Raw genomic sequence first — 12,912 nt, forward strand, 5'->3', positions numbered from 1 at the left:
GGGTGCGTAGCTCAGGGGTAGAGCGCTGCTCTTACAAAGCAGATGTCGGCGGTTCGAAACCGTCCGCGCCCACCAGCACGAAGGCCCCCCGCCGGTCCCGGCGGGGGGCCTTTTGCATGCACGGAGAGCCCAGGCACATCCGTGCGCTGCACGGGCAACTGGGATCTGTCCCCGCTGTCCTCGGCCTGCTCGTCCCGCACGCGTGCGCGCGTACGCCCGAGGCTCTCTCGACGACCAGGCAGCGCGGCACGTCGCCGGCCGCCGCCAGAGTGTCCGCCCCATGCCGCTCGTCATGCAGCCGAATCACCGTCGGCCCGGCTTCCTTGGCCATGTGGCGACAGATGCCGCGCATCAATCTTGGGCGGCCCGACGTGCGTTGCCATCTTCCCCGTGACCAGTCGTCCCGGGCGGCGGGTGTGTACTCATGCGGTCGACCTGGATCGCGAACGCAGGCCTGTATCGTCGCAGCGTGGCAAGCACCCTCACGACTACCGACATGACCGGCGCTCCCCTGAGTGAAACGCTTGCCGAGGCGATTCAACACGGCGAAGTGTTCACACACCGCTGGGTGGTCGAAGCGATCTTGGATCTGGTCGGCTACACGTCCGATCGCGATCTTGCCCAATTCCACATCGTGGAGCCGGCGTGTGGATCTGGCGCATTCCTCGGACCGATTGCTGAGCGACTGAGCGCCTCCTGCCGGCTGCACGGGAGGTCGATAGGGGAAGCGGTCGACGCTGTCAGCGCCTACGATCTGCTGCCTCGCAACGTCGACAGCAGTCGCGACCTGGTCATGCGGCGTCTGGTCGAGGACGGCTGGAGCGGGAGTGACGCCAGGAAGCTCGCCACTGCCTGGATCCACCAGGGCGACTACCTGCTCCAGGAGGAACCGGGCAGGAATGCCGATTACGTTGTGGGTAACCCTCCGTATATCCGGCTGGAAGACGTTCCGGCCGATCGCATGAAGGCGTACCGGTCCGCTTGCGCAGTGATGGGTGGGAGATCCGATGTATACATCGGATTCTATGAGATCGGATTGAGGAGCCTTAAGCCGGGTGGAATCCTCGGTTTCATCTGTGCCGACCGGTGGATGCGCAATCAGTACGGTAGTAAACTCCGCGACTTTGTATCACGCTCGTACAGTGTGGATCTCGTACTGAGCATGCATGATGTGGATGCGTTCCAAGAGCAGGTATCCGCCTATCCTGCCATTTCCATCATCCGCAACGGCCCCCAGGGAACCGCCGTCGTTGCTGATACCACGAAGGAATTTGGGCCGAGCGAGGTCGGGGAATTCCAGGCATGGGTGAGCGCTTCGGGTGAACGCCAGATCAGCCGCAATTCATTTCATGCTGCACGGCTTCCCCACTGGTTCACCGGAGCGGACTCGTGGCCTGCCGGATCACCTGCCCGGCTGGCCATGCTGGAAGACCTCGGCGACCGCTTCGGGCTGCTGGAAGACTCGACGACCGGAACGCGAGTCGGAATCGGCGTAGCCACAGGAGCCGACAAGGTATTCCTCACGCAGAGCGCAGGGGTGGTGGAGTCGGAGCGGCTTCTCCGCATGGCGATGGTCCGGGATACCACCAGTGGCTCACTCGACTGGAGCGGCACCTACCTCGTCAACCCTTGGGACGCCGACGGCAACCTCGTCGACCTGGCCCAATACCCCAAGCTGGCCGAGTACTTCGACCGGCACAGCGAGGTCCTGCGGAAGCGGTACGTGGCGGTCAAGCAGCCCAGCCGCTGGTACAAAACCATCGATAAGGTCGATCCCCGCCTGGCTGGGCAGCCGAAACTGCTGTTCCCGGACATGAAGTTGACCATCCACCCGGTCCTTGATCCAGGACGGCTGTACCCTCACCACAACCTGTACTTCATCGTCTCGGACTCGTGGGACATGCGTGTACTCGGAGGCATCCTGCTGTCCAGGGTGGCCGAAGCGTTCGTGGAGGCGTACGCGGTGAAGATGCGTGGCGGGACATTGCGCTTCCAGGCTCAATACCTGCGAAGAATCCGCGTACCTTCGCCAGGTGATATCTCGCCCGAGGATCAGGATGCTTTGGCGTCCGCTTTTGACGATCGGGACGTCGACGCGGCGACGACAGCCGCGCTCCGAGTTTATGGCCTTGCCGAGCTACCTGACTAGGAGAGTTCATCTTGGCAGTCAGTCGCCAGGATCTCGAAGGCGCTATTTTCTCGTACTGGGAAATCAAAGAGGAGCAGGCGGCGAGAGCGCGCGCCAAGAAAGCGGCCAACAAGAAGAAGGCGGAGGCTGTTCTCGCCGGCCGAGGCGCCGATTCCGACGCTGTAGATCTGGCGGCGGCTGTGGTGATCGCCGATGCCGATGATCCGGAGTCTGCGGCCACCGGCGAATATGACGGTGAGGGTACGGGGACGGAAGGGTCCGTAAGAGGCGGAAAGCAGTTCGACCCGATCGTCGATCTGATTGCCGGATTCTTCCGCGACGCCGGCTTTCCTGCGAACTGCATCCAAACTGCGTCGCAGCTGGAGCTCCCGGGGTTCTATCGACCGCAGAAGAAGTGGGACCTCGTTGTGAACTGGGGCGAGACCCTTGTCGCGGCGTTCGAGCTCAAGGCGCTGGGTGGCCCCTCGTACGGGAACAATTTCAATAACCGGGTAGAGGAAGCCGTCGGCAGTGCAACGGATGTCCGGAGGGCCTTCACTGCGGTCTACCCCGAGGCCGGTGAGCCCTGGCTGGGATATTTCTTCATCATGGAGGACGACGAGAAATCACGCCGCCCTGTCAGCCTGGCGAAATCGCCTATTCGCGTAGACGAAGAATGGCGCGGAAAGTCGTACCAGAGTCGTGGCGGCATGTTCTGTGAGAGGCTCTTCCAAGATCATCTCTACGATGCCATCTGCTACGTCACGGCTCCCAAGGGGAGCGGCGTATTTTCAGAACCCGCTCCGGCGGTCGGCTGGGATGCCTTTTCCGAAGCCATCACCGCTCGGATCGCCCTGCTTCGCAAACAAGGCGTCCCGCGCCCGGTGATCCCCGGACAGTCGGCTTGGTCGGCACCTGCGATTTTCGACTGATCGGCCGTGAGACGGAGCCGTGTGCCGGCCCCGCGCTGAGGCCGACGCGGGTGCGCGTGGTTCTGCCGCGAGGTCGACGCCGTGCGGTCCGCGCATGCCGGGAACGGCCGCATCATCTCCTCGCGCCGGGATGACTGGGTCTTGGCCCGACGGTCGGGCCGTGGGATCGTCGGGGGATGGGGGAGTGGCTCGCGTGGGGTGGGGTGGTCGTGGCGGTGGCCGCGGTCTCGGTGATGCTGGAGCGGGCGGTCGGCGCGGGCTTCGAGCGCAAGCGGGACGAGGAGCGGGCACGGCTGCTCGCCCACGTCGCCGAACCGGTGGGCGAACCCGTCGGTGAACCCGTCGGCGGGCCGGGGCACCCGAAGTTCGACGACGTCGGCGGCATCCGGCCGCACTCACCGGCACAACTCGGCGACCGCCGCGACGACTTCACGCCGATCCTCGTGGAGTACTACGCCTACGGGCTGACCCAGGCGCGGAGCAGCTTCGCGACCAGCCAGCGGTTCGCCGGGGTCGGAGCGGCGATCCTCCTCTCCGGGGTTGCGCTGGCCGTCTGGAAGGCCGAAGGCGGCGGAGAGCTGTACCTCGGGGTCGTGATGAGTTCGGTCGGCCTGGTCACGACGCTGGTCGGGCAGCTCTTCCACCGGCGGGCCGACATCGCGCTCAGGCACATGGCCGACCAGACCGCCTCGCTGCGCGACGACCGGCGGGCCGCCGAGACGACCCAGCAGGCCATCGGGCTGCTGGACGAGGTCGCGGACCCGGAGCTCAGGAGCCGGCTCCAAGCCGGATTGATCATGAAATTGTCCGGGGCGGAGCTGCCGCGATAGCGGGATAGTGGGAGTATGTGCCGCTCCATTAAGACCCTGCGCCCGCCCGCGATCCCCGACAAGGCCACCGAGGAGGAGATCCGCGCCGCCGCGCTGCAGTACGTACGCAAGGTGTCCGGGTTCCGGGTGCCCGCCGCGCACAACCGCGAGGTGTTCGAGGCGTCCGTGGACGCCGTCGCCGAGGCGACCCGGCTGCTCCTCGACGGGCTGCAGGTACGGGGCCAGGCCGCCACCGCCTGACCCGGGCCTACGGCCCCCGCGAGTCGGGAGGTCAGGCGGCCGCGCGGCGCCGCAGCACCCACACCCCGGCGCCGAGCGCGCCCGCGACGAGGGCGCCGCCCACGGCGATCTGACCCGTGCTCACCGAGCCGATGCTGCCGCCCGTCCCGCCGCGCGCCCCGCCCGGGGCGACGTTCAGCGAGACGGTGACGCGCTCACCGCCCGGGCCGCCGCACTCGAAGGTGACGCGGTGCGTGCCCTGGCCGGCGTTGCGGTAGACGGTGGCGTTGCCGAAGAGGTTGGTGGCCTCCGGGTTGCCGGGGGTCAGGCTCACCTCCCCGAAGGCGCTCGAAGAGGCCCGGCCGGTCCTGGTTCCGCAGCCCGCGATATTGAGGGAGACCCGGCCGCCCGGGGCGACCGTGCTGGGGGAGACGGTGGCGGTGGGAGCGGCGTAGGCGAGTGAGGCGGGAGTGGCGGCGGCGATGGCGAGCGACGCGGCCGCGACGGCCAGCAGACGGCGCGGCGCGGCGGACCGCCGGGCCGACCGCTGGGCGGGCGGCCGAGCGGGCGGCTGGGCGAGAAGTGGGACGGGAGGTGAGACGGAAGGCGCGACGGGCGGCGTGACAGGCGGCTTGGCGGGCATGGAGAGAACTCCTCGGGCTCCTCGAAACGGCGCGGCCAGGGCACGGATGTGACGCGGATTCGGTTGCGCACCGTGCTGTGGACGCTAGGAGCCCGGCCCGCGCGCGGCGATCGGGGCCGGGTGAACGGGTGAGTCACTGCGCCATCAGGGGGAGTACATCCCGCAGGGCGGGCTCAAGCGGCCGACGCCGCCGCAGGCGAGGCCGGACGGCGGACGAGGAAGGCCGCCAGCGCGCCCGCCGCGAACAGGGCGACGACGGAGACGGCCGTCCCCAGCCACTGGGTACCGAGCCACTGGGTGCCGAAATAGCCCAGCGCCACGCTGTACCCGGCCCAGGCCATGCCCGCCAGAACCGACCAGGGCAGGAACTCCGTCGCCTTGCGGTGCGTCTTGCCCGCGCCCAGCGACACCACCGAGCGGCCGGCCGGGGCGAAACGGGCGATCACCACCAGGGCGCCGCCGCCGCGGGCCAGAGCCGTACCGAGCCGGTCATGGGCCCGGGTCAGCCGACGGGAGCGGGCGATGGCCCGGTCCAGCCGCGCCCCGCCGCGCCGGGCCAGCCGGAACGCGGCCATGTCCCCCAGCACCGAGGCGGTCGTGGCGATCACGAGCAGGGCCAGGATGTCCGGCACCTGCTCGGGTACGGCCACCGGCCCCGCCGCTCCGGCGGCCGCAGCGGCCGCCGCGGCGGTGATCACGAGAACCCCGCTCGGCAGTACGGGAAGGAAGACGTCGAGCACGACGGACACCGCCACCACGGCGTAGATCCATGGGCTCGCGGTCAGCGACCCCAGAGTCTCAAACAAGGCGGGACTCCCCAGTCCGGTTGACGTGCAGCGGCATGAAGCGCCGCGACGTCGCGGGGGAGCGGCAGGAGCGGCTTGACAGCCATACAGCGTACGCCCGCTGTTCGCACTCCGGATGCCCGGGTCGGCCCCTACTCCGCCCCGGTGAGTTCCCGGTCGACCACCGTCACCAGCCGGGCACCCGCACGGCTCTTGCGCGCCTGATCCAGCCGCAACCGAGCCGTCCGCCCCGCCAGCGCCAGCGTCATCAGCTGGTTCCCGAACCACGGCCCGCCCGTACGCCGCCAGCTCAACGGCGGCCGCCCCGTCCGCCCGTGCCGCGTGAAGCACCGTCCCAGCCACCGCCCCGTACGCGACCAGCCCAGCCGGAAGCCCAGCTTCACCGCCGTGTGGATGGAGTTGTGCACCGGCGAGCACGTCAGCTGGAACACCCGCGCCGTGCTGGGTATGCGCGGCTCGGCCACATACGCGTGGTGCACGTCCCCCGACAGCACGCACACCGTCGACGGCGCCCGCGGCCCCGTCCCGACCTCCTCGATCAGATCGGTCAGCGCCGCGAACGAGGCCGGGAACGCCGCCCAGTGCTCCAGGTCGCTGCGCCGGCGCAGATCCTCGCCTATGCGCGCCCACCGCGGCCCCCGCTCCCCGCGGCACAGCGCGGCGTTCCACGTCTCCGCGTCGTGGATCAGCGGCGGCATCAGCCACGGCAGGGAGGACCCGATCAGCAGATGGTCGTAATCCCCGTGCCCCGCGAGCGCGTTCTCCCGGAGCCAGCCCTGCTCCGCCGGGTCGAGCATCGCCCGCCCGTCCTCGGCCAGCACCCGCGCGGCCCGGGTGTCCACCATCAGCAGCCGGGTCCGGCCGAAGTCACGCCGGTAACTCCAGCGCACCGAAGCCGGGTCGGCGTCCGCCGCAGAGGCGAAGGAGCGCAACAGGTCCGTGCCGTCAGGGGTCTGCCGTATCGCCCCGTACAGCCCGTCGGCCGCCAGTTCGGCGGGCGAGAGATTGCCCAGGTGCTGGTACACCCAGTACGACATCAGCCCGCTGAGCACCCGCTCCTGCCACCACGGCGTCGCCCGCATCTCCGCCAGCCAGGCCGCGCTCGTGTTCCAGTCGTCGATGACGTCGTGGTCGTCGAATATGTGCAGGCTCGGCACGGTCGACAGCAGCCAGCGGATCTCCGGGTCGAGCCAGGACTCGTCATAGAGCCGGGTGTACTCCTCGTAGTCCGCCACCTGGGCGCCGGGCGGCTCCCGCAGGTCCCGCCGGGCCGCGAGCCACTGCCGGGTCTCCCGGGACAGCGCGTCCGCGTACACCTGGTCGCCGAGCAGCAGCAGGACGTCCGGCCGCACCGCCTCCGGCTCGGCGGCCAGCCGCGCCGCGAGGGTGTCGAGCGCGTCGGGCCCGTGGGGGCCGTGCTGTCCGGCGGGCGGCGCGGCCTGCCGACAGGAACCGAAGGTGATGCGCAGCCCGTCGGCCGCCGGACGGCCCGAGCCCGCCACGGCGGGGGCGCTGATCGTGCTCGGCGGGAAGGCGCTGTCCGGCAGCGGCCACACGCGCACGCCGTCGAGCAGCACGTCGTACGCCGTCGCCGTCCCCGGGGTCAGGCCCGTCACCGGCACCAGCGCGTAATGGTGCCCGGCGATCTGGAAGGTGCGCACGCTGCCGCCCGCGCCGTCGGCGCACCGCACCTCGGCCGTGCACGGGCGGTCCGCCTCCACCCATATGGTGGCGGACCCGCCCGTGTCCCAGTCGACGTAGCGCAGCAGTGGCCCCAGACGCAGTCCGGCCATGGAACTCCCCCTCTTCCGTAGCGCCTTCGATCACGGTACGACGGCCAGGGGGAGCCCCGCCTCCCCCTGGCGGGGGAGATCATCGGCCGGACTCGTCGGATGTCGGCCGACGGAGGTCGACGGCCGCGGCCGGGGGTCGGCCGGGGGCCGCCGTCGGGGGCCGCGGGCGATGGCTGTCAGCAGCGCGTCGGCGGCCGCCAGGAGCGCGTCGGCGCCGGCCTCAGCAGCCGTTGAGGATGTTGACCAGGGCCGTCTTCTCGCCGGAGTCCATGCTCAGGCCCCAGTACTGCTTCACGTGGACCCACATGCGCGCGTACGTACAGCGGTAGGCGGTCCGCGGCGGCAGCCACTTGCCGGGGTCGAGGTCGCCCTTGGCCTGGTTGACGTTGTCCGTGACCGCGATGAGCTGCGGGCGGGTGAGGTCGTTGGCGAACTGCTGGCGCTTGGACGTGGTCCAGGAGCTGGCGCCGGAGCGCCAGGCCTCGGCGAGCGCGACCACGTGGTCGATGTCGAGGTCGGAGGCGGCGGTCCAGGTGGCGCCGTCGTACTCGGAGTACCAGCTTCCGCTCACGGCGGCACAGGCGGAGTCCTGGACGACGTTCACGCCGTCCCGCTTGAGGACGGTCTCGCGGGTGTTGCAGGCGCCCGAGACGGTGCTCCAGTGCGGGAAGAGGTCGCGGCTGTAGCCGCTGGTGGAACCCTCGGCCTGCGGCGTCACGGTGGCCAGGTACGAGCGGGCGGCCGAGGCGCTGATGGGGGTGGGCGGGGCGGCCTGAGCGGTCGGGGCGTTGACGAGGGAGGTGAGGGAAGCGAGGGCGACGGCTGACGCGAACACGCCAATTCGACGCGCGTAGACGGTGGGTATGAGTGCCATGAGGGGCTCCCTGGGTGCGGGGGGATGTGGGCCGTACGACCCCGGAGGGGCGCGGCCATGCTTGCGGCGCCAGGTTTCGCGGGGATGGGCGCCAGGTGACAGCGTGGCGACATGAGCACGTCACATCAAGTGCCGTAACACGGCCCACTCAAGCGGAAGTTGAGATTCCGGGGGTGGTGGGGGGTGGGTGTGGCGCGGAGAGGTCGGCGAGAGCAGGACCGAGAGCGGGGTCGGAGCGGGGTGAGGAGCGGGGTGGGAGCGGGACCAAGGGCCTATTCCGGGCGTGCGCGAGCGTCGCGTACCCTGATGGAGCAGAAGGGGAGTAGCTCTTCGCCGGACCGTCGACATACTGCTGGGTCACCCCAGCCGGCGCCCGGAGGCAGGCCGCGCACAGCGGTCGGCCAGCGAGACCTTCGGCCGCAGTGTCCTGTTCACGCACAGGCGCGCACGCATTGTCGTGCGCGTACGCGCAAGCGCAGGGCGCCGCCGAGCCGAAGCGACCCCTGACACACCCCAGGTCTCTCGGTCCCGATGGCGTCCTGCCCGACCGATTGAGGTTTCACCCCAGTGTTCAGCTTCAGCGTCACGGCGATCGCCTTCGGCGTCGTCTTCCTCGCCGAACTCCCCGACAAGACGGCCCTCGCCGGCCTGATGCTCGGCACCCGCTACCGCGCCTCGTACGTCTTCGCCGGCGTCGCCGCCGCCTTCGCCGTGCACGTGGCCCTGGCCATCGCCGCGGGAAGCGTGCTCACCCTGCTCCCGCACCGACTCGTCCAGGCCGTCGTCGGTGTCCTCTTCCTCGCGGGCGCGGCCATGCTGCTGCTGAAGAAGGACGACGGGGAGGAGGAGGTCAAGCCGCCCGCCGACCAGTCCTTCTGGAAGGTCTCCGGCGCCGGATTCATGCTGATCCTGGTGGCGGAGTTCGGTGACCTGACCCAGATCATGACCGCCAATCTCGCCGCCCGGTACGACAACCCGGTCTCCGTCGGCATCGGCGCCGTCCTCGCCCTGTGGGCGGTCGCGGGCATCGGCATCCTGGGCGGGCGCACCCTGATGAAGTACGTGCCGCTGCGCCTGATCACCAAGGTCGCGGCGGCGGTGATGGCGGCACTGGCCGTGTTCTCGCTGTACGAGGCGGTCGCGGGGTGATCGGGCCGCCCTCGTCGGGTGCCTTGGCGGCCAGCGGCTGACGCTGGGACCCCGTGTGCGTGGGCCTCGGCGCGGTGGTGGTCGCGGTGGCGGGGCGGGGGCTTTGGGGGCGGGTGTCCATCTGGTCGGCGTCAGGGACGTGCGGCGGGGGCTCGCGGGACTTCAGCCGGGCGGCATCAGGGACGTTCGCGGGGGCTTCGGGGGCGGGACCTCAACTGGGCGGGATCAGGGAGGTGGGCTGGTGGCTTCGGATTTGCCGGGAGCCCCTCACTCGGCATCAGAGTAGGTCTGGGGGTTTCCCGTCCGTCCCATCGTCTTCCGGGTCGGGCCGGTCCCTCAAGGGCGCTCCCTTCGGTCGCGTCGCTTCGCGATGGCCTTCGGCCACCCTTGACCGACCGGCCCGACCCGGAAAGCTCGAGGACAGACGGGAAGCCCCCAAAAGAACGGTCACCAGTGTTCATATCCAAGGGCAGGGTCATCAGGGATGCGAGTGCCCATTTCCTGGGGGCCAGCCAAGCCCCATCACCGAGCCCGGCCGGCGGTGGGGGCGTCGGGCCGGGCCAGACACCCACACGGGCCGGCATCCATGAGATCCCGGGCCGGGCGGCCCAGGCCGCACCCGGCAGTGGCCAGTAGCCCGTCGGGGTCGGTCAGGCGAGCAGTCGCGTCAGATCGCTACGCGCTTCTCACGGCCAAGCGTCCGCCGCCCGTCTGGGGCTGGACATAAACCGCCCACGATCGCCGCATACGTCTCCGGGGAGGCGACTGCGGGTAGTTTGCCCGCATTTGGGCGCGAGTCGAGGGCTAATGGATCACTTCCCGGAGTGGGAGAGCGAGAAATCCGGCAACACGCTCCGGCAGCCCCTTTTTTACGCCCCCGACCGCCCGCAGACGCCCGCCAACGGCCCCTTCCGGTCCCGGCGGCCGCCTCTCCGCGCCCCAACTGCCCGCAGACACCCGCCATCGGCCGCTTCCGGTGCGGGTGGGCGCCTTTCCGCGCCCCAATTGCCCGCAGACGCCCACCATCAGCACCGAGTTCACTGCCGTGGGCGGCATGTGACCAGCCACATGCGCGCGTGCTCGCCGCCGGCTCACGTCAGGGGTGTAGCGATCCGTGGCGGCCTATTCCCAGCCCCAGACGGCCCTCAGACGCCAAGGAATGAGGAGCGCGTAGCGATCTGGCGCGCCCCCGGATCCTGATGGGTTTCTGGTCGCTGTCTCGTGCGGGCTGGGCCGCCCCGACCCGGGAATCCCCTACATGCGGGCCCGTGTGGGTGGATGCCCTGGCCCGAGCCCGACCCCGGCCGGGCTCGGTGATGGGGCTCGGCTGATCCTCGGGGAAGCGGGCATCCGCATCCCTGATGTGGCCGCATGGCCCCTCGAACACCCGTGACCGTTCTTTTGGGGGCTTCCCGTCTGTCCTCGAGCTTTCCGGGTCGGGCCGGTCGGTCAAGGGTGGAGCGCAGCGACATCGCGAAGCGACGCGACGAAGGAGCGCCCTTGAGGGACCGGCCCGACCCGGAAGACGATGGGACGGACGGGAAACCCCCAGCCCCACTCCGATCCCGAATCAGTGGATCCGCCCACCGAAGCCACCGACCAGCGTCCCTGATGCCGAGTGAGCGGCTCCCGGCGATCCGAAGCCACCGACCAGCGTTCCCCGCCGCCGACCGGCTGAAGTCCCGCCCCCCGAAGCCCCCGCCCCCTATGCCTCCGCTGCGATGTCGATCTGGATCGAGCCGTCGGGGGTGGTTGTGATGTGGAGGGTGGTCAGGTCCGGGACGTGGGCCGTGGGGGTGTGGGCGGCCGCGCGGGGGCCTACGCCGATCACGCGCATGCCCGCCGCCCGGCCGGCGGCGATGCCCGCGGCCGAGTCCTCGAACACGATGCAGTCGGCCGGGTCCACGCCCAGTGCGGCGGCGCCCTTGAGGAAGCCCTCGGGGTCGGGCTTGCTGGCCTGGACCGACTCGGCCGTGACGCGTATGCCGGGCATCGGCAGGCCGGCGGCGGTCATCCGGGCCGTGGCCAGGGCCGCGTCGGCGGAGGTGACCAGGGCGTGCGGGAGGCCGTCGATCGCGGCCATGAACTCCGGGGCGCCCGCGACCGGGACCACGCCGTCGGTGTCGGCGGTCTCGCGGGCCAGCATCACGGCGTTCTCCGCGTGGTTGACCTCCATCGGGCGGTCCGGCAGCAGGACGGCCATGGTGGCGTAGCCCTGGCGGCCGTGGACCACCTTGAGAGCCTCGTGCGGGTCCAGTCCGTGGGACACAGCCCAGTCGCGCCAGCAGCGCTCGACCACCGCGTCGGAATTGACGATGGTGCCGTCCATGTCCAGGAGCAGGGCCTTGGCGGTCAGGACGACGGGCGCGGTGGTGGTGCTGGCCGACATGGGCGGTGCTCCAGACGGGGCGGGAGAAGAGAACAAGTGGTTCCGCCCACCGGTCAGGGAGTGAAGGCGGAACCACTTTGTTCCTCCACGATACAAAAGAGGAGCGGTCCGCGCCAACCGTGTGCCGTGTGAGCCGTGTCCCTACCCCTCCAGGGCCTTCCGGGTCACAGGGCCGTAGACGCCCCACTCCTCCTCGTCGATGTTGTTGTTGTACTGGAACGTCGACACGGCGTCTTCCACCCGCCAGTCGAACTTTCCGTTGATCTTGTACGTGAACAGGCCCTTCGCCGCCAGCAGCCGTTGCAGCTTCTCCACCTCCGGGCCCGAGTCCCCGTACCGCAGGGTCGGTGCCTGCGGGGGCGGCGTGGGGCTGGGGGCGCGGGGCGGGGTCGGAGACGGGCTCGGGGAAGGGGGCGCCGACGAGCGGGACGCGCTCGGCGAGGCGGACGGCGACGCCGATTTGGAGGCGCTCGGCGACGGCGACGGCGAGGTCGACGGGGACGGGCCGGTCGTCCCGGGGGCCGGGGATCGGGACGGCTCGGCCGGGGCCAGGCTCGTCACGGGCGCCGACGCCTGCGCGTCCAGCAGGGCCGTGTCGCTGCCGGCGGAGCTCGGCAGTACCCACAGCGCCACGGCGGTTCCGCCGAGGGCGACCACCGCGACGGCGGCGATCAGGAGCGGCAGCAGCCGCCGGAAGGCCGGGCCGGTCCGCTTCTCCGGGCCCCCGCCCCCGCCCCCACCCCCTCCACCGCGATTGCCTCCGCCCTCTCCGCCGCCGGGTCTGGATCCGGGCTCCGGGAGCGGGCGGAGCCGTGCCGTCTCGGACGGGTGCGGCGCGGGGGCCGGGCCGTCCGGCCAGGGCTGCGCCGGCGCCACGGGTATCCCGTACGCCGGGGTGTCGTCCTGCGGCGGCGGGACCACCACGCGCGCCACCGGCGGCGCGGGCGCGTCGTCGTCAGGCTCGCCGGGGTCCGGCAACGTCACGTACGGGCGGATGCGCAAGGGGTCGAAACCCGCACCCGGCGCACACCGGCAGGCGGCGCCACGGGCGCCGCAATCTGGACAGTGCTCACCGTTCACTGGAATCCCTCCCTGGGCACTGCCAGCGATTATGCAGACCCGCAGGGCACCTCCCAACCCCCTCCGAGA

11 protein-coding genes and 1 tRNA gene are annotated in these 12,912 nt (G+C 70.6%); 6 read left to right on the plus strand and 6 right to left on the minus strand.

Features of this window, described 5'->3' with window-relative positions; genetic code table 11:
* The 5 genes from ACGFYQ_RS02600 to ACGFYQ_RS02620 all read left to right on the plus strand — a co-directional run bounded on the left by ACGFYQ_RS02600 (position 1) and on the right by ACGFYQ_RS02620 (position 4,130).
* Positions 1-75: transfer RNA gene (locus ACGFYQ_RS02600), tRNA-Val, on the plus strand.
* Between the two features lie 394 nt (positions 76-469).
* Complete coding sequence (locus tag ACGFYQ_RS02605; protein ID WP_393739117.1) at positions 470-2,149, plus strand: Eco57I restriction-modification methylase domain-containing protein; 1,680 nt, start codon at positions 470-472, stop codon at positions 2,147-2,149.
* 11 nt (positions 2,150-2,160) lie between these two features.
* Entirely contained in the window at positions 2,161-3,060 is a 900-nt protein-coding gene (locus tag ACGFYQ_RS02610) for a PaeR7I family type II restriction endonuclease (RefSeq protein ID WP_393739119.1), read from the plus strand.
* A 176-nt stretch (positions 3,061-3,236) separates the two neighbouring features.
* Positions 3,237-3,890, plus strand: a complete 654-nt coding sequence (locus tag ACGFYQ_RS02615; RefSeq protein ID WP_393739121.1) for a hypothetical protein — start codon at positions 3,237-3,239, stop codon at positions 3,888-3,890.
* A gap of 15 nt (positions 3,891-3,905) precedes the next feature.
* Complete coding sequence (locus tag ACGFYQ_RS02620) at positions 3,906-4,130, plus strand: DUF2277 domain-containing protein (RefSeq protein ID WP_393739123.1); 225 nt, start codon at positions 3,906-3,908, stop codon at positions 4,128-4,130.
* A 31-nt stretch (positions 4,131-4,161) separates the two neighbouring features.
* On the opposite strand, the gene ACGFYQ_RS02625 is transcribed toward ACGFYQ_RS02620, so the two are convergent.
* The 4 genes from ACGFYQ_RS02625 to ACGFYQ_RS02640 all read right to left on the minus strand — a co-directional run bounded on the left by ACGFYQ_RS02625 (position 4,162) and on the right by ACGFYQ_RS02640 (position 8,216).
* A complete protein-coding gene (locus ACGFYQ_RS02625; RefSeq protein WP_393739125.1) occupies positions 4,162-4,752 on the minus strand; it encodes a hypothetical protein in 591 nt (196 codons plus the stop codon).
* A 173-nt stretch (positions 4,753-4,925) separates the two neighbouring features.
* Positions 4,926-5,558, minus strand: a complete 633-nt coding sequence (locus tag ACGFYQ_RS02630) for a DedA family protein (protein ID WP_393739127.1) — start codon at positions 5,556-5,558, stop codon at positions 4,926-4,928.
* Between the two features lie 131 nt (positions 5,559-5,689).
* Positions 5,690-7,351, minus strand: a complete 1,662-nt coding sequence (locus tag ACGFYQ_RS02635; protein WP_393739129.1) for an alkaline phosphatase D family protein — start codon at positions 7,349-7,351, stop codon at positions 5,690-5,692.
* Between the two features lie 220 nt (positions 7,352-7,571).
* Positions 7,572-8,216, minus strand: a complete 645-nt coding sequence (locus ACGFYQ_RS02640; protein WP_393739709.1) for an HNH endonuclease family protein — start codon at positions 8,214-8,216, stop codon at positions 7,572-7,574.
* Positions 8,217-8,792: 576 nt separating this feature from the next.
* Here ACGFYQ_RS02640 and ACGFYQ_RS02645 point away from each other — a divergent pair.
* A complete protein-coding gene (locus ACGFYQ_RS02645) occupies positions 8,793-9,374 on the plus strand; it encodes a TMEM165/GDT1 family protein (RefSeq protein WP_393739131.1) in 582 nt (193 codons plus the stop codon).
* Between the two features lie 1,705 nt (positions 9,375-11,079).
* Here ACGFYQ_RS02645 and ACGFYQ_RS02650 read toward each other — a convergent pair.
* Together ACGFYQ_RS02650 and ACGFYQ_RS02655 are read right to left on the minus strand one after the other, a co-directional pair.
* Positions 11,080-11,763 carry an HAD-IA family hydrolase gene (locus ACGFYQ_RS02650; RefSeq protein WP_393739133.1) on the minus strand — a complete coding sequence of 228 codons (684 nt, stop codon included), beginning with the start codon at positions 11,761-11,763 and terminating at the stop codon, positions 11,080-11,082.
* Positions 11,764-11,904: 141 nt separating this feature from the next.
* Entirely contained in the window at positions 11,905-12,747 is an 843-nt protein-coding gene (locus ACGFYQ_RS02655) for a peptidoglycan-binding protein (protein WP_393739135.1), read from the minus strand.
* Positions 12,748-12,912: the final 165 nt, after the last annotated feature.

The sequence above is a fragment of the Streptomyces sp. NPDC048258 genome (genome assembly GCF_043201995.1).
In the GTDB taxonomy this organism is placed as follows: Bacteria; Actinomycetota; Actinomycetes; order Streptomycetales; family Streptomycetaceae; genus Streptomyces.

Coding starts and splice junctions, on each gene's coding strand:
- ACGFYQ_RS02635 (WP_393739129.1), bottom strand. CDS start 7,351: ATGGCCGGACTGCGTCTGGGGCCACTGCTGCGCTACGTCGACTGGGAC.
- ACGFYQ_RS02620 (WP_393739123.1), top strand. CDS start 3,906: ATGTGCCGCTCCATTAAGACCCTGCGCCCGCCCGCGATCCCCGACAAG.
- ACGFYQ_RS02615 (WP_393739121.1), top strand. CDS start 3,237: ATGGGGGAGTGGCTCGCGTGGGGTGGGGTGGTCGTGGCGGTGGCCGCG.
- ACGFYQ_RS02625 (WP_393739125.1), bottom strand. CDS start 4,752: ATGCCCGCCAAGCCGCCTGTCACGCCGCCCGTCGCGCCTTCCGTCTCA.
- ACGFYQ_RS02650 (WP_393739133.1), bottom strand. CDS start 11,763: ATGTCGGCCAGCACCACCACCGCGCCCGTCGTCCTGACCGCCAAGGCC.